Here is a 15,539-nt window from a genome sequence, read left to right on the forward strand (position 1 = left end):
CCCGCCCTTAGGGTGTCCCCGTAAGCACGGGGACGACCTAGGGGTTGACGGAGCATGCCTGACCAGGCATTTGACGGAGCGTTCGACAAGGCGGGCGCCGCACCGGCGGACGGTGCGGTGCCCGCCGTCCGCGTCGAGGGGCTGTGGAAGCGTTTCGGCCAGCAGATCGCGGTGAACGGGATCGATCTCGTCCTGCCCGCGGGCCGGTTCATCGGACTCGTCGGGCCCAACGGCGCCGGCAAGACCACCACGCTCTCCATGATCACCGGACTGCTGCGGCCCGACCACGGGCGGATCCTGGTCGCCGGGCACGACGTGTGGGCCGACCCGGAGTCGGTCGCGCAGGTCAAGGCCCGCATCGGCATCCTGCCGGAGGGCCTGCGGCTCTTCGAGCGCCTCTCGGGCCGTGAGCTCCTCGCCTACAGCGGCCGGCTGCGGGGGCTGCCCGGCGCCGAGGTCGACAAGCGGGCGGCGCAGCTCCTCGACGTGCTCGACCTGACCGGCTCGCAGAACAAGCTGGTCGTCGACTACTCGACGGGCATGCGGAAGAAGATCGGCCTCGCCGCCGCGCTCCTCCACAACCCCGAGGTCCTCTTCCTCGACGAGCCCTTCGAGGGCGTCGACCCGGTCTCCGCGCAGACCATCCGCCGCGTCCTGGAGCGGTACACCTCCTCCGGCGCGACCGTCGTCTTCTCCAGCCACGTCATGGAGCTCGTCGAGTCGCTGTGCGACTGGGTCGCCGTCATGGCGGGCGGCCAGATCCGGGCGCAGGGCCCGCTGGCCGAGGTGCGCGGCTCGGCGCCCTCGCTCCAGGCGGCGTTCCTGGAGCTGGTCGGCGCGAACGGCCGCGAGACGGCCGGGGACTCGCTGGACTGGCTGGGCGGCGGTTCGGACGCGGGCGCCACGGGGACGGGCGGCTCGGCCTCGGGCACGGGCGGTACGCAGCGATGAGCACCGCCCCGACCACCACCGCCACCGCGCCCGTACCGTCGCTCACGTCCGTCTTCGTACGGCTCAAGCTGTCCCTGCTGAGGAACGGGCTGCGGCAGTCCGGCGGGCGGACCGCCGCGTACATCGTGTCGATCGTCTTCGGCGCGCTCTTCGCCGGCGGCATAGTGCTGGCCTTCGCCCTGCTGCGCGGCCACGGCGACGCCGACACCGTCGCGATCCTCCTCGTCGGGGCCCTGTCGCTGGCCTGGACGTTCATGCCGCTGTTCATCCCCAGCGGCGACGAGACCCTCGACCCCTCGCGGCTCGTGATGCTGCCGCTGCAGCCCCGGCCGCTGGTCCGGGCGCTGCTCGTCGCCTCACTCGTGGGCGTCGGCCCGGTCCTCACCCTCGTCCTGGTCGTGGGCGCGGTCCTCGCCGTCGCGCACGGCGCGGCCGCCACCGGCCTCGCCGTCCTCGCCGTCCCGCTCACGGCCGTGACGTGCGTGGCGCTGTCCCGGGCCGTGGCCGCCGCCAACATCCGGCTCCTCACCTCCCGCAAGGGCCGGGACCTGGCCCTGCTGAGCGGTCTCGTCATCGCGGTCGGCATCCAGTTCGTGAACTTCGCCGCCCAGCGCCTCGGACAGGCCGGCGGCCTGGAGTCCCTCGAACCGGCCACGGCCGTCGTCGGCTGGCTGCCGCCGGCCGCCGCGATCGGCGCCGTCGACGCCGCGAGCCGGGGCGACTACGCGGTCGCCGGGGCCCGGCTGCTGCTCACGGCGGCGGCCCTCGTGGCGCTCCTGTACTGGTGGCAGCGGAGCCTGGTGCGGCTGATGGTCGAGCCGGACGGCTCCACGATCGGCGCGGCCTCGGACGCGGCCGCCAAGGACAAGGCCACCGGTTCGGGGCTGCTCGCCCGGATCCTGCCGGCCGGACGCACCGGCGCGATCATGGAGCGCAGCCTGCGGTACATCTGGCGTGACCCGAAGACCAAGGCCGCGTGGGTGACCTCGCTCGCCATCGGTCTGATCGTGCCCCTGTTCAACGCCTTCCAGGGCGCCGGCTCGATCTACTTCGCCTGCTTCGCCTCGGGCATGCTCGGCATGCTGATGTACAACCAGTTCGGGCAGGACAGCTCGGCGTTCTGGATGGTCGCCCAGACCATCTCGACGGCGGCCGACGCGTACACCGAACTCCGGGCGCGGGCCCTGACCCTGCTGATGGTCACCCTGCCGTTCACGGCGCTCGTGACCGGCGTGACGGCAGCCGTCCTCGGCGCCTGGGACCAGTTCCCCGAGGCCCTCGGCCTGGCCCTCGGCCTGCTCGGCGCGATGGTCGGGACGGGCGCGGTGACCTCGGCGGCCTTCCCGTACTCGATCCCCCAGGACAGCGGCTACAAGAACGTGGCGCCGGGACAGGGCGGCCTGGCCTGGATGTCGATCATGGGCGGCATGCTCATCGCGGGCGTGCTGTGCGCCCCGCTGATCGCCGCGACGGTCTACCTCCACGTCTCCGACCGGCAGTCCCTGCTGTGGCTGCTGCTCCCGGCGGGCCTGCTCTACGGCGCGCTGCTCGTGCTCGCGGGCCTCAAGGCCGCGGCCCCGCGCACGGCGAAGCGCCTGCCGGAGATCCTGGCGGCGGTCAGCAAGGGCTGACCGCCGGGAGCCCCGGGGCACGACGGCCCCGGGGCTTCGGCATGCCCCGGGACGTCCTCGCCTCCCGGCGGCTCACCGCCTCGCGTGGGTCAGCACCCGGGCGAGTGCCGCCCGGCCCGCCGGGCCCCAGGTGGGCTTTCCGCCGGGCAGGCCGCGGTCGCCCGCACGGCCGATGGCGATGAGGCCGGCCGCGCGGAGCAGGGCCCAGCCGCGGGCGCGGCGGACGGTGGCGTCGTCGACGTGCGCGCCGCCGTGCCCGTACGCCGCGAGGAACGGCCCGGCCGCCCCCTCCGGCAGCAGCAGCCAGGCCGCCGAGAGGTCCGTCGCCGGGTCGCCCGCACACAGTTCGCCGAAGTCGAGGATCCCGGCGAGGGTGCCGTCCGCGACGACGACGTTCGCCGGGTGCAGGTCCCCGTGCAGCCACACCGGCGGGCCCTGTGGGCCGGGGGCCGCCACGGCGTCCTCCCACACCCGCCGCACGGCCCCCGGGTCGGCGTGCGCGGCCAGCAGCGCGAGGCCGTCCCCGAACCCGGGGGCGAAGCCCTCCAGGGGCACGCCCCGGTCCGCGTTGGCGGGGGCGTCCGCGGGGGCCTCGCGGTGCAGGGCCCGCAGGAAGCCCGCCAGCGCCCCGGCCGCGTGGGTGCCGCGCGTGACGGGCGCCGCGTCGCCCGGCTCGCCCGGGACCCAGTGGGCGACCGTCCACGTCCCGGCGAACCGCTCGGACGGCTCCCCGGCGCGTACGGGGACGGGCACGGGCAGCGGGAGCAGCGGCGCCAGGTCCGGCAGCCAGCGGAGCTCCTTGCGCAGCAGCCCCGGGGCCCGATCGGTACGGGGCATCCGTACGGCCAACTCGTCGCCGAGCCGGAACAGCTGGTTGTCCCAGCCGCCCGGCACCGCCCGGAGCGGGAGATCCGCCAGATCGGGGTGCTGGTCGCGGAGCAGCGCCCGTACCAAAGCCTCGTCGTGGTCCACCGCGTCCCCCATGATGTCCGTCCTCCGATCGGCCTGGCCGGCCGGCCAGGAGAGCGTACGCAGGGAGAAACGAAATCCCGTTGCTCCGGTGAGCGACGGGCCCGATCCTCGGCGCATGGACAATGCGCCGCTCCCCGCAGGCCCGGACACCCGCGTCGACCTCGCCGACGGGCTCACGCTCCGGGCGTTCGACGCCGAGGCGGACCTGACGGAGTTCTTCCGGGTCATCGAGGAATCGGTGGACCACCTGCGCCCCTGGATGCCGTGGATCGCCGATCACAGCTTCGAGGAGACCGCCGCCTTCCTGGCCGGGCGGGCGGAGCTGTGGGCGAGCGGTGCGCAGTACAGCTACGCGGTGGTGCTCGACGGGGCCGTCGTCGGCTCCTGCGGGCTGCACCGGCTCGACGACACCCCGGACGGCGTCATCGAGATCGGCTACTGGCTGCACCCGGCCGTCACCGGCCGGGGCCTCGCCACGCGTGCCGCCCGCGCCCTGGTCGAGCAGGGGTTCCGGCTGCCCGGTGTCACGGCCGTCGAGATCGTCCACGACGTCGCGAACCACGCCAGCGCCGCCGTCCCCGCCCGCCTCGGCTTCACCGCCCACCTCCGCCGCCCCCACGAGCCCACCGCCCCGGCGGAGACGGGCGAGGACCAGGTGTGGCGCCTGGAGCGGGACTGAGCCGAGGGGTCTCACCGGCGGCCGGGACCCGACGGTCAACCTCTCGGGCCGTTACCGAGTCTGAGAGGGAGACAGGCACCGGGGGAAGGAAGAGCGCCGTGGACGAGGTAGTGGTGAAGGCGATCGGGTGGGTCGCCCGTGGGGTGGGGTACGCCCTGGAGTTCATCGACCTGCGCATGGCCTACGAGGACGTACGCCGCGAGGGGCGGCGGGGCCGCAGGCGCCGGGCGGCCTGACGGCCGGGACGCAGGGGCCCGGGGCCCGTGCGCGACGCTCCTGTCAGGATGCCGAGATGATCAACGACTTGCCCATACCCGCAGTGGTCCCCGCGGGCCGGATGGCCCGGGCGGAGCAGCCGGTGCTCGGTCTTCCCGGCGGCCTGGAGCTGCGGCCCTGGCGCCTCTCCGACGCGGACGTCCTCGTGACCGCCGGTCAGGATCCCGGGATTCGCCACTGGAACCGCCTCCTGGTCGACACGCCGGACGACGCCCGTCGCCGGATCGAGCGCATGCACGAGCGGTGGACGGCCGAGCTCAGCGCCATCTGGGCCATCGCACGGCCGGACGGCGAGGCCCTCGGGCTGATCGGGTGGGGCGACATCGACCTGAGCGGCGGCAGCGCCGAGATCGTCTACTGGATCCTCCCCTCCGCGCGCGGCGCCGGCGTGACGGTCGAGGCCACCCGGCGCGTCAGCGCCTGGGCCCTGAACGACCTCGGCCTGCACCGCCTGCGCCTGTGCCACTCCGTGGCGAACCCGGCGTCCTGCCGCGTGGCGGTCAAGGCCGGGTTCTCCCTCGAAGGCACCATGCGCAGCGCCCTGCTCCATGCGGACGGGTGGCACGACGAGCACCTCCACGCCCTCGTCCAGGGGGACCTCTGACCGCCCGCGTTCACCCGGTGGGAGCGGCGGACTCCGCCAGCACCTCGTCGACGCGGGTACGCCACGAGGGGCGGGCCGCGGGCTCCCCGAGCTGGACCCCGGCGGCCCGGCGGGCCTGTTCCATGCGGCAGTTGCCGCAGTGCGTCTCCACGCCGAGCGGCCGGAAGACGTGCTCCTCACCGGGCCCCTCGCAGGTGACCAGGGCGGGCCGGGCCGTCCCGGCAGGGTGCTCCTCGGGCCGCTGCGGCAACAGCGGGGCCGGGAGCTTCTCCGTCAGCCGGTGCCGCAGGAACCCGACCGCCGAACGGACACCGCCCCGCGGCAGGTACGTCGTCAGGGCGTACCGCAGGTCCGCCGCCGACACCCCCCGCCGTAGCCACTCCGCCGCCGCCTCGGCCAGGCCCCTCGCCTCCCCGGCGCCGAGGCGCAGGTCCCGGTTCTGATGCCCCAGCGAGTTCAACACGCCCTCAGCCACGGCGACTTCGGGAGCGAGCTCGCCCGCTTCCGGCTCCGGCGCCGAATTCGGCGCCGGCTCTTCGGTGGGTGGGTGGGGAATGGTCTTCTCCCGGTCTTCTTCTACCGAAGAAGAAGGTCCGGCCCGCCGGGGTCCCCGAAAACCGCCCGTCGGTCCCTCGTCATCCGGAGTCTCGGCCGGAACCCCGTCCCGGGCCGCGTTGGCCTCGTCACGCGTAAGGGTGACGTTCGAGAGGAGTTGCGTGGTGATCCAGTACCCGCGCCGGCTCTGGAACTTCCACTCGTGCAGGAACCCGCATGCCACCAGACACTCCTTCGCCCGGTGGTACGCACGGGGCCGCATGCCCAGGTCGGTGGCGTGCTCCCCGAGCGGCTTGCCACTCGCGGTCTCGGGGAGGCCCTGGACGTAGATGAGGAGGAGCTTCGCGTCGCTGTTCAGACGCGGATGGCGCACGACACCGTTCGAAACCTTGGTGAAGGAGTGAACGGGAGCGATAACATGCCTAAGCATTTCTGGTGGACCTCTGACTTCCACTGGAGTGAAGGTCCCCGGGTCGATGGTGTTGGCGCACCACCGGGGACCGCTCCGTTTTCACGGAGCGTGATGATGTGCTTACCGTAGCGCACACTTCACCGTGCGATGCAACAACTCCGGCTCTACGAACGGGTCTTCGATTGTCGGACGGGATCGCCAGTCGAGCGGCCAGGTCATCCCGTACAGCGCCGGAATCCCGACGAACGCCTCGCCCCTTCCGCTCCGGCTCAACGCCCGCGCCGGAGCCGGCCACGCGTGTGCGGCGGCGGTCTGCGGCGGCAGCAGGAAGTAGTGGTTCCGCTCCCCCGTCGCCATCCTGACGATCGGACCGGCCTGGAAGTCCGTGAACTCCATCAGCCGGTACGCCACGTCCTCCCCGAGGAACCCCCCGATCCGCACGGCGTCGAAGTGCACCCCGGCGTGACGAAGGGCGTGACCGGACGCGGGTACCCAAGAGGGCGCGTCACCAAACGAGTTGCGCTGATTCATGCGATCAGCCTGGCGGCGCGTGGTGTGCTGTGACCAGGGACGCAGTCCGGTTGTGCAGGACTGTGCACTCGGGAGGTCGGGTGTGAACAACGAGAAGAAGACCCCGGGGGCCGCGAAGGCCTTCGGCGCGCTGCTGAGGTTCCACCGGGAGCGGGCAGGCATCTCACAGGAGGCCCTGGGGCGGGAGACCGCGTATTCCAAGTCCCAGGTGGCCATGATCGAGCGTGGGCAGAGGCGCCCGAGGGGCAGATTCGTCGAGCTGGCGGACGAGATGCTGAGTGCACAAGGTGCACTTCTGAAGGTGGCGGAAGAGGTGACGGCGAGTGGCGTCGCGGCCTGGTTCGAGGACTACCTGGAGGAGGAGGCGAAGGCGGCCGGCATCCACAAGTACGAAGTACAGCTGATCCCCGGTCTGCTCCAGACACCGGAGTACGCCCGGGCCGTCTTCCATTGCGCGGTCCCAGCCCTGGACGACGAGGACATAGAGGCCGGTGTGGCCGCCCGCATCAAGCGACAGGCGTTGTTCCGGCGCAAGCCGTCACCTCTGGTGACCTTCGTCGTGGAGCCGGCGGCGCTCACCAAGCCGATCGGTGGACCCGAGGTGCTTCGGGAGAACCTGCTGTACATCCGTGAGTGCGCCGAGCTGCGGAACGTCACCATCCAGGTCATGCCGGACGACCTGTGGGTTCACGCAGGCCTCAGCGGCTCGTTCACGCTGCTGGAGACCGAGGGGCGCCGCAGCCAACTGGTCTATGTCGAAGGACAGGGCAGCAGGTACTTTCTCAGCGAACAACCGGACGTAGGGGACTGCTTCGCCCGCTACAGCGCGCTGCGGGCACAGGCCCGCAGCCCGGCGGACTCCGCACGACTCATCGAACAGGTGGCACGAAAGCTATGAGCACCGACCTCAACTGGTTCAAGAGCAGCTACAGCAGCGACCAACAGGGCGACTGCGTCGAGGTCGCCTCCTGCCCCCACACCGTCCACGTCCGCGACTCCAAGGACACCGCCCTCCCCTCCTTCCAGGTCTCCCCCGATGCCTGGGGCGCGTTCGTCTCGGCCGTCTGACGAGCGGAGGCTCAGAGCGCGCCGTTCAGGCCCCACCAGTTGCCGTCCGCCGTCTCGCCCGCCGACAGGGGCGCGGCCGTGCGCGGGACGGTGTCCGCCCCGCGCACGGGTTCGATTCACGTCGTGCGTCAGAACGCGTTCAGGTCCATCCAGTTCTCCTGCTCCGGGGCGCCCGGGTACAGCGCGCCCGTGCCCTTGCCGGAGTACAGGACGAGGCAGCCCACGCCCCGGCAGCCTTCGCCGATGTACGTGCTGTTGGAGAGGGCCGCGAGGTCGTTGCGGCCGTCGGCGTTGAGGTCGCCGAGGGGGAGGAACGAGGCCATGACGTTCCAGCCGCCGGAGCCGATCAGGGCGCGCGGACCGACGCCGCCGGCGGCGGTGCCCGGGTAGAACCAGAGCCTGCCGTTGGCGGCCTCGCGGGCGATCAGGTCCGGGCGGTTGTCGCCGTTCATGTCGCCGGCGCCGACCAGCGCGTTCATGGCGTTCCAGCCGCCGCTGCCGAGGAGCTTGCGGGCGCCGACGCCGGTGCTGGTTCCGGGGTACAGCCACAGCCTGCCCGTGGACTTCTCGACGGCGAGGAGGTCCGAGCGGGCGTCGCCGGTCAGGTTGCCGAAGGCGGTGATCTGGTTCATGGCGTTCCAGCCGCCGGAGCCGATCAGCCTGCGGGTGCCGAGGGCGCCCGTGCCCGTACCGGGATACAGCCACAGCCTGCCCGTGGCCTTCTCGCGGGCGATGACGTCCTCGCGGCCGTCGCCGGAGAAGTCCCCGTGGCGGGTGAGGGCGTTCATGGCGCCCCAGCCGCCGGTGCCGACCAGGCGCCCGGTGGCGTCCCCGGGCAGGAACCAGAGGCGGCCGGCCTCGTCGCGGACGATGACGTCCGCCTTGCGGTCGGCGTTCAGGTCGCCGAAGCCCGCCGCCTTGGGCGCGGTGTACGAGGTCCACGCGGGGTAGGGCGGCAGGACGCACTCGCGCTCGGTCGGGACGAACTTCACCGAGCTGACGCTGCTCCACGAGTAGCCCCACTCGGTGCCCGCCGGGTCCGGGCCCCAGATGGAGGTGCCGCCGTCGACGTCGTAGTTCGGCGCGTCGTACAGGCAGGCGTACTTGTTCGTGTGGTTGACGACCGAGCGGAACCGGTTGTCCCAGGTCCCGAGCGTCGCCCGGTTCACGTTCGTCCTGTACATCGTGCCGGTGCCGTCGTCGGACGTCCAGGCGCAGAAGTAGCCGGACGGGCAGTCGCGGATCGCGGCCTGCGCCGGCGCCGCGCCCGCGCCGAAGAGGCCGAGCGAGGTGAGCCCCAGCGTCGTGGCCACCGTGACCACGCGCCGCAGCAAGGAAGTGCGCATCGAGTTTTCCCTCCCACCGGCGCGGAGACCTGCTGCTCGACGCGCCGTGGGAGGGACCGTACCGTGCCGGGTCCGCAGGCGGACCGTCAGGGGGTGAGTACCCCGTTCAGAAAGGGCTCCACGGCCTCGCTCCAGGCGTCCGGATGGGTGTAGTGGAGGAGGTGGCCCGCGTCGGGGACCTCCGCGTACGCCCCGTGGGGCAGGACCCTGACCATCTCCTGGGCCTCGGCGCGGCCCAGCTCGCCGTCGAGGCCGCGGACGACCAGGGTGGGGCAGCGCACCTGGGCGAGCGAGTCCCAGTGGGCGTCGTGGACCCAGGTCTCGCGCGAGGTGAGCATCTGGTGCGGGTCGAAGACCGGGTGCCAGCCGTCGGGGCGCTGGGTCATCACCTCGGCGAAGAAGGCGCCCCGCGCCGGGTTCGGCGTCTCCACCCAGGGGTCCTCGTCGCCGAACCAGCGGTGCACGGCCTCCAGCGAAGGGAACGGCGCGGGCCAGCCGCGGAACCAGTCCTGCCAGGCGCGCTGCGAGGCCGCGCCGAGCGCCGAGGCCCGCATGTCGCAGATGACGAGGGCGCGGACGAGGTCGGGGCGCTCGGCGGCCAGCTGCCAGGCGGTCAGGGCGCCCATGGAGTGGCCGACGAGGGTGACGGGACCGAGACCGAGCTGCTCGACGACGGCGGCGGCGTCCGCCACGTACGCCTCGCGGGTGAAGGGTCCGGCGGCGGGCTTCTCGCTCGCCCCGTGGCCGCGCTGGTCGAGCGCGACGATCCGGTGGCCGCCGGTGAGGCGGCGGACGGCGGGGGCCCAGTGGCCCGCGTGGCCCATCAGCCCGTGGAGGAGTAACACCCCCGCTGCGGGCGCGTGGGCCGCGGGGGCCGGTGCCTGGGGGGCCTGCGGAGCCCGTACGGGTCGGGGGACGGGCCGGCCGCCGGGGCGGCCCGGGGTGTCCGGGCCGGGCTGCGGGACGATCCCGTGGCCCTCGGGCCCGGGCGGGCGCTCCCAGGCGCCGCGCGCGCCGGGTCCGGTGGTGTGGACCGGTGCCGTGTGGGCCGGGCCCAGGTGGGCCGGGGCCGTGTGCTCCCAGGCCGCCAGCCGGACGCCGTCGGCCCCGGTGACGTCGAGTCGTCGCGCCATGGATCCGGCACCCCCTCTCTTCCGTCGAACCTCGCCAGACTATCGAACTCGCATTCGAAAATGCGCTCCTGCCACACAACACCCCTCGTTCGAGTGACACGGCTCAAGGATTGACGCGCGCTGCCGAGGGGAGATCTTGAGCGGGAGGCGGACCGCTCGGGGAAAAACGGTCCGACGGGGGTGACCTTGAGAGCTCGGGGCTCCAGGTCAGCACAGGGGAGGACAGGCCCCGGCGCCGGAAGGCGCCGGGGCCCTCTGCCGTCCGCAGCACTCATGGCCCCACCCCCTCCACGCCCGGCTGCCACCAGCGTGGCACGGCGAGGGCGCGGGCGTGGCGATTCCGGCGTAAAACGGGGCGCGCGAGCACGCGAAAGAGGGGGCGCCCCTGCGGGCGCCCCCTCCTTCACCTGACCGACCGCGTCCGCGTCAGCGCTTCGCGACGAACACGTGCGCCGCGACCTCCGCGTCCAGCTCCGCCGCCTCGCCGCTGCTGCCCACCAGGACACCACCCGCCGACTCCGACACCGACACCACCGAGCCGGGCTGCACGCCCGCCCTCCGCAGCGTGTACATCAGCTGGGCGTCCGTCTGGATCGGCTCGCCGATCCGCCGCACGATCACCGTCTTGCCGCCGCTCGCGTCCAGGTCGGCGAGCGACACCATCGAGTCGTCGAGGAAGGCCTCGGCCTCCGCCTTCTCGCCCAGCTCCTCCAGGCCCGGAATCGGGTTCCCGTACGGCGACTCCGTCGGGTGACGCAGCAGCTCCAGGACCCGCCGCTCCACGGCCTCGCTCATCACGTGCTCCCAGCGGCACGCCTCCGCGTGGACCTGCTCCCACTCCAGGCCGATCACGTCGACCAGCAGGCACTCGGCCAGGCGGTGCTTGCGCATGACCCGGGTGGCCAGGCGGCGTCCCTCGTCCGTGAGCTCCAGGTGGCGGTCGCTCGCCACGGCCACCAGGCCGTCGCGCTCCATCCGGGCCACCGTCTGGCTCACCGTGGGACCGCTCTGGTCGAGCCGCTCGGCGATCCGGGCACGCATGGGGACCACACCTTCTTCCTCCAGCTCGAGGATGGTGCGGAGATACATCTCCGTTGTGTCGATCAGTCCGGACATACGTGCCCCTCGATGAGTCGTGCGCTGGCCCTGCCCCAATTCTGACGCATCGGACCGACAACCGGGCCGCGCCGGGGTGAGGCGGTATTGACAGAGCAATGGTCCAGACCGCACCGTGATCGGCGACCCGCGACGAGAGCCACCACCGGAGCACGACGAGAAGGAGCCGCCGCGATGGGCGAGAGCAAGCTGGCCGGACAGTTCTTCGACGCCGCCATCGGCCTGCTCAAGGAGGTGCGCGACGGGGACTCCGCCGAGATCGCCGCCGCCGGAACCGCGATCGCCGAAGCCGTCGCACACGGCAACCGGCTCTTCGCCTTCGGCGCCGGACACTCCTCCCTCGCCGCCCAGGACGTCGTCTACCGGGCCGGCGGCCTCGCCCTGATGAACCTCCTCGCCGTCCCCGGCGTCGTCGGCGTCGACGTCATGCCGGCCACCCTCGGGTCCGCCCTGGAGCGGGTCGACGGCCTCGCCGGGGCCGTCCTCGACTCGTCCCCCGCCAAGGCCGGCGACGTCCTGATCATCATCTCCCTCTCCGGACGCAACGCCCTGCCCGTGGAGATGGCCATGAACGCCCGCGCGCTCGGCCTCACCGTCATCGGCGTCACCTCGCTGGCGTACGCCACCGAGACGAAGTCACGGCACGTCTCGGGGACGTACCTCAAGGACCACTGCGACATCGTCCTCGACTCGAAGATCGCCATCGGCGACGCGGAACTCACCCACGACGGCATCGAGGCGCCCTTCGCACCCGCCTCCACCGTCGTCACCAGCGCCCTCATGCAGGCCACGATGGCCGCCGCCGCCGAGGAACTCGTACGCCTCGGCATCGAGCCGCCGCTGCTCCGCTCGGGCAACGTCGACGGCGGGCACGAGTGGAACGGCCGTGTCATGAGCGAGTACGGGGACCGGATCTTCTACCGGCGCTAGCGCCGGGCCTGGACGCCGGTCGCCCTCCCGCGCGGCGGAGCCATCAACTGACTGGCTCCGATGCAGGCCAGACCGGCCAGAATCAGGGCGTTCTGGCCGAAGAACCGGGCCTCCCAGGAGGGGTCCGGCACCACGCCGAAGTACACCAGGCCCGGCAGGAACACCCCCAGGCCCGTCAGCACGGCCCCCACACCGAGCAGCCGGGGACGCGTCACGTGGTGGCGCTGCCAGGGCGGCACCCACCCCGTACGGAACGTCACGACGCCCAGCGTGATCGCCGCCACGCCCAGGAGCATGCCCGCCCCCACCACCCAACCCCACACGATGCCCCCCACGATGCTCGAACCCGGGCCCATCGTCCCGCCGCCCGGAGGGGCCGTCCATGCCGGAACCCGGCAGCGTTCGGCCCCCTTCCCTGCCGGTCAGCCGAGGCCCATCACCTGCGTGACACGCGAGAACCCGTCCGCGCCGTGCCCCCGGTCCACCGCCCGGCGCGCCAGCGCCTCCGCCGCCCGCATCACGCTCGCGTCGATCCCGTGCGCCTCGGACGCGTGCACCACGTGGCCCATCGTCGACACGGCCGAGGTCAGCGGATTGCCCTCGCCCGAGTACGAACCGCCGTCCACGTCCTCGGCCCACTCCTGGAACAGCGGCGGCAGGATCGCCCCGATGCCCTGGGCGAACGGCGCCAGCTCCCGCGCCGAGATCCCCTCCGCGCGCGCCACCGCGAGGGCGTGCACGTACCCCGCCATCGACGTCCAGAAGATGTCGAGCAGCGCCACGTCGTACGCCGCCGCCCTGCCGACGTCCTCGCCGAGGTGCGTGTGGGTGCCGCCCAGCGCGTCCAGCACCCGCCGGTGCTCGCCGTACAGCGGCTCCGGGCCGCTGTGCAGGAACACCCCGGCGGGCGTCCCGATCGTCGGCGTCGGGGTCATGATCGCGCCGTCCAGATAGCCGACGCCGTGCTCCGCCGCCCAGCGGCCGGTGTCCCGGGCCCGCTCCGGAGTGTCGGCGCTCAGGTTCACCACCGTCCGGCCCTTCAGCGCGTCCGCCACGGCCGGCTGCCGCAGGACCGAGTCCGTGGCGTCGTAGTTGACCAGGCAGATCACCGTCAGCGGGCTCGCGGCGGCCGCCTCCTCGGCGCTCGCGGCCAGGACGGCGCCCCGCGCGACGAGATCACCCTCCTTGCCCGGGGTGCGGTTCCACACCGTGGTCCGCACCCCGGCGTCCAGGAACGCGCCGGCCAGCGCCCGGCCCATCGGCCCGAGCCCGAGGACGGTGACCGAAAACTGCTCGTCGGAAGAGGACATGAAGGAACTCCCTTGTAGACACGTGAGACACAGAGACGACGGAAGAAGGAGAGGGACGCGCATGACACGCCTCCGGGCCCAGGACACGGACGTCTGCGGCGTCACGGCCGCGATCGCCGTGATCGACGGCAAGTGGAAGACGTCACTGCTGTGGCTGCTGGAATCCGGACCGCACCGGCCCGGTGAACTGCGCCGCAGGATCCCCGAGATCAGCGAGAAGGTGCTGACCTCGGCACTGCGGGAGATGGAGGACGACGGCCTCGTACACCGCGAGGTGCACGACGTCCTGCCCCCGAAGACCGTCTACTCACTGACGGAGCACGGCCTCGAACTCTCCGCACTGCTCGGCCCCTTGTCGGACTGGGGCCATCGCCGGATCGACCGGCTGACGGAGGCGCGGGCCGCCTCCTGAGGCCCTGCCGTTCCCCTCTCGCCCGGGCCACCACCAGGTTCTCCCGGGCGCCGGACCCCGACAAGTACCCACAAAAAAGTGGGTGTACGGAGGGCTAGGGGGCGTGCCGGGCGCCGCGGGTGCTGTGCGGGACTTCCGAAACACTCCCTAGGGGGTGCGGGAGTCGGCCAGGTCCAGGGACGTCGCCACCCGGGACGCCACCGCCTCCGCGAACACCACGTCCTCGCGCTCGAAGGGCTTGCGGCAGGCCGCCCGCAGGAACGTCAGGACGCCCAGGGTCCGGCCCCGGGAGCGCAGCACCACGCACAGGGCGTGCGCCGCGTCCCCCGGCCACTGGTGGGCCTCCGCCCACACCTCCGCCGTCCGGCCCGCGCTCGCCCGCACCGTGCCCACCCGGTCCCAGGCCTGGAGCGCCGGGTGCCGCGGCCCGTACCGCAGCGGAATGCCCCCGCCCACGACGGGCGACGACGGGCCGGGGGCGGCGCCCGCCGGGGTGGCCAGGGCGCGGGTGAGACGCCGCTCCCCCGCCGGGCGGTCCACCAGGGCGTGGTCGGCGAACCCGGCCAGCGCGAAGTCCAGCAGGACCGTCGCCGCCTCCACCGGGTCCTCGCACTCGGCGGCCGCCGCGCCCGCCCGGTGCAGCTGGCTCCACCGGAACCTGAGCCGGTCCGCCTCGCGCGCCGCGAGCCGCTCCTCGGTGACGTCCTGGAACAGCCAGGCCACGCCCAGCGGCACCGGCTCCTCCGCCATCGGCGACGACAGCAGCAGGAAGCCGCTGCGCCAGCACCGGCGGCGCTCCTCCGGGGCCGTCCCGAGCGTCACCCACACCTCGGCCGGCGCGGGCGGCGTGCCCTCCGCCAGGACGTGCTGGAGGGCGGCCTCCAGCTCCTCGGCCCCGTGCACGACGACATCGCCGAGGGGCCGCCCGAGCAGGGCCGTACGCCCCGTACCGAAGGCGCGGGCCGCGTGGGCGTTCACCATGGCGGGGCGGAGGTCGGCGTCGACGAGGACGACTCCCCAGGAGGCGTCGTCGAACAGGGCCTCGCTGAGCGCCACCGAACGCTCCAGGTCCAGCTGGACGTGGACCTCGCTGAACGCGCAGTACACCCCCGCCGGGGCGCCGTCCGCGCCCCGCACACCCGCGGCCTGGCTCCGCACGAGGACCCGCCCGCCGTCCTTGCGGAGCAGAACGAACTCGTGGACCTGCCGCCCGGGGCCCTTCATGGCGCCCATGAGCCGCCCCAGGGTCTCCTCGGCGTCGGCACTCCGCGCCGCCCACCCCTCGAACCCGCGCCGCCCGACCGCCTCCCCGGCGGACCAGCCGAGGATCCGCTCGGCCTCCCGGTTCCAGTGCGTGACCGTCCCGTCGGCGTCGAACGCGCAGAGCGCGGCGTCCATCCCGTCGAGCAGCGCGGCCAACAGATCGGCCCCCGCCCCCGGGACGGACACGGCGTCGCTCGTGGCCCCCGTGAATGCACTCATCCAGGCACCCCCCATGCTGTGACCATTCAACTGGAACGTGACACAGAGCACACCCCTGTTCCGCGAACTTTCAGCGCTTCGAATAAATGGGTTGAGGCGCGCGCGGACGGTTCCTAGGGTGTGGGTACACG

At 73.1% G+C, this 15,539-nt stretch carries 18 protein-coding genes; 9 read left to right on the top strand and 9 right to left on the bottom strand.

Going from position 1 to position 15,539, the window contains the following annotated elements; genetic code table 11:
* Positions 1 to 54 precede the first annotated feature (54 nt).
* Positions 55 to 951, top strand: a complete 897-nt coding sequence (locus ABTY59_RS03395) for an ABC transporter ATP-binding protein (RefSeq protein WP_352017177.1) — start codon at positions 55 to 57, stop codon at positions 949 to 951.
* Positions 948 to 2,582 (top strand): transporter, encoded by a 1,635-nt coding sequence (locus ABTY59_RS03400; RefSeq protein WP_352017178.1) that lies wholly within the window; start codon positions 948 to 950, stop codon positions 2,580 to 2,582. Before ABTY59_RS03395 ends, ABTY59_RS03400 begins: the two co-directional genes overlap by 4 nt.
* A gap of 72 nt (positions 2,583 to 2,654) precedes the next feature.
* Here the strand turns inward: ABTY59_RS03400 and ABTY59_RS03405 are convergent, their stop codons facing one another.
* Complete coding sequence (locus ABTY59_RS03405; RefSeq protein WP_352017179.1) at positions 2,655 to 3,566, bottom strand: phosphotransferase; 912 nt, start codon at positions 3,564 to 3,566, stop codon at positions 2,655 to 2,657.
* A 103-nt stretch (positions 3,567 to 3,669) separates the two neighbouring features.
* Here ABTY59_RS03405 and ABTY59_RS03410 point away from each other — a divergent pair, with 103 nt between their 5' ends.
* The 3 genes from ABTY59_RS03410 (at position 3,670) to ABTY59_RS03420 (ending at position 5,113) form a co-directional block, all read left to right on the top strand.
* Complete coding sequence (locus ABTY59_RS03410; protein WP_352017180.1) at positions 3,670 to 4,233, top strand: GNAT family N-acetyltransferase; 564 nt, start codon at positions 3,670 to 3,672, stop codon at positions 4,231 to 4,233.
* A gap of 98 nt (positions 4,234 to 4,331) precedes the next feature.
* The gene (locus ABTY59_RS03415) at positions 4,332 to 4,469 is read left to right on the top strand and encodes a hypothetical protein (protein WP_352017181.1); all 138 of its coding nucleotides are present in this window, start codon (positions 4,332 to 4,334) and stop codon (positions 4,467 to 4,469) included.
* 56 nt (positions 4,470 to 4,525) lie between these two features.
* Positions 4,526 to 5,113 carry a GNAT family N-acetyltransferase gene (locus ABTY59_RS03420; RefSeq protein ID WP_403535292.1) on the top strand — a complete coding sequence of 196 codons (588 nt, stop codon included), beginning with the start codon at positions 4,526 to 4,528 and terminating at the stop codon, positions 5,111 to 5,113.
* Between the two features lie 10 nt (positions 5,114 to 5,123).
* Here the strand turns inward: ABTY59_RS03420 and ABTY59_RS03425 are convergent, their stop codons facing one another.
* The gene (locus tag ABTY59_RS03425) at positions 5,124 to 6,041 is read right to left on the bottom strand and encodes a hypothetical protein (RefSeq protein WP_352017182.1); all 918 of its coding nucleotides are present in this window, start codon (positions 6,039 to 6,041) and stop codon (positions 5,124 to 5,126) included.
* 159 nt (positions 6,042 to 6,200) lie between these two features.
* Positions 6,201 to 6,611, bottom strand: coding sequence for a hypothetical protein (locus ABTY59_RS03430; RefSeq protein ID WP_352017183.1), 411 nt, complete (start codon positions 6,609 to 6,611; stop codon positions 6,201 to 6,203).
* Between the two features lie 82 nt (positions 6,612 to 6,693).
* Between ABTY59_RS03430 and ABTY59_RS03435 the strand changes: the two genes are divergently transcribed.
* Both ABTY59_RS03435 and ABTY59_RS03440 read left to right on the top strand, forming a co-directional pair.
* Positions 6,694 to 7,509, top strand: coding sequence for a helix-turn-helix domain-containing protein (locus ABTY59_RS03435; RefSeq protein WP_352017184.1), 816 nt, complete (start codon positions 6,694 to 6,696; stop codon positions 7,507 to 7,509).
* Positions 7,506 to 7,679, top strand: coding sequence for a DUF397 domain-containing protein (locus tag ABTY59_RS03440; RefSeq protein ID WP_352017185.1), 174 nt, complete (start codon positions 7,506 to 7,508; stop codon positions 7,677 to 7,679). The genes ABTY59_RS03435 and ABTY59_RS03440 overlap by 4 nt, the downstream gene beginning before the upstream one ends.
* 128 nt (positions 7,680 to 7,807) lie before the next feature.
* On the opposite strand, the gene ABTY59_RS03445 is transcribed toward ABTY59_RS03440, so the two are convergent.
* From ABTY59_RS03445 to ABTY59_RS03455, 3 genes are all read right to left on the bottom strand, one after another.
* Complete coding sequence (locus ABTY59_RS03445) at positions 7,808 to 9,025, bottom strand: peptidase inhibitor family I36 protein (RefSeq protein WP_352017186.1); 1,218 nt, start codon at positions 9,023 to 9,025, stop codon at positions 7,808 to 7,810.
* 86 nt (positions 9,026 to 9,111) lie between these two features.
* A complete protein-coding gene (locus ABTY59_RS03450) occupies positions 9,112 to 10,158 on the bottom strand; it encodes an alpha/beta fold hydrolase (RefSeq protein ID WP_352017187.1) in 1,047 nt (348 codons plus the stop codon).
* A gap of 426 nt (positions 10,159 to 10,584) precedes the next feature.
* Positions 10,585 to 11,274 (bottom strand): iron-dependent transcriptional repressor DtxR, encoded by a 690-nt coding sequence (locus tag ABTY59_RS03455; protein WP_352017188.1) that lies wholly within the window; start codon positions 11,272 to 11,274, stop codon positions 10,585 to 10,587.
* 174 nt (positions 11,275 to 11,448) lie between these two features.
* Here ABTY59_RS03455 and ABTY59_RS03460 point away from each other — a divergent pair, with 174 nt between their 5' ends.
* Positions 11,449 to 12,204, top strand: a complete 756-nt coding sequence (locus ABTY59_RS03460) for an SIS domain-containing protein (protein WP_352017189.1) — start codon at positions 11,449 to 11,451, stop codon at positions 12,202 to 12,204.
* Here the strand turns inward: ABTY59_RS03460 and ABTY59_RS03465 are convergent.
* Both ABTY59_RS03465 and ABTY59_RS03470 read right to left on the bottom strand, forming a co-directional pair.
* Positions 12,201 to 12,488, bottom strand: coding sequence for a hypothetical protein (locus ABTY59_RS03465; protein WP_352017190.1), 288 nt, complete (start codon positions 12,486 to 12,488; stop codon positions 12,201 to 12,203). The two genes, ABTY59_RS03460 and ABTY59_RS03465, sit on opposite strands and share 4 nt — an antisense overlap.
* A 138-nt stretch (positions 12,489 to 12,626) precedes the next feature.
* Positions 12,627 to 13,514, bottom strand: coding sequence for an NAD(P)-dependent oxidoreductase (locus ABTY59_RS03470; protein ID WP_352017191.1), 888 nt, complete (start codon positions 13,512 to 13,514; stop codon positions 12,627 to 12,629).
* 61 nt (positions 13,515 to 13,575) lie between these two features.
* Between ABTY59_RS03470 and ABTY59_RS03475 the strand changes: the two genes are divergently transcribed.
* Positions 13,576 to 13,926: a winged helix-turn-helix transcriptional regulator gene (locus tag ABTY59_RS03475; protein ID WP_352017192.1), complete on the top strand. Its 351-nt coding sequence runs from the start codon at positions 13,576 to 13,578 to the stop codon at positions 13,924 to 13,926.
* A gap of 147 nt (positions 13,927 to 14,073) precedes the next feature.
* Here the strand turns inward: ABTY59_RS03475 and ABTY59_RS03480 are convergent, their stop codons facing one another.
* The gene (locus ABTY59_RS03480; protein WP_352017193.1) at positions 14,074 to 15,408 is read right to left on the bottom strand and encodes a PAS domain-containing protein; all 1,335 of its coding nucleotides are present in this window, start codon (positions 15,406 to 15,408) and stop codon (positions 14,074 to 14,076) included.
* Between the last annotated feature and the right edge of the window lie 131 nt (positions 15,409 to 15,539).

It is taken from the genome of Streptomyces sp. NPDC096079, from assembly GCF_040303145.1.
GTDB lineage: Bacteria > Actinomycetota > Actinomycetes > Streptomycetales > Streptomycetaceae > Streptomyces.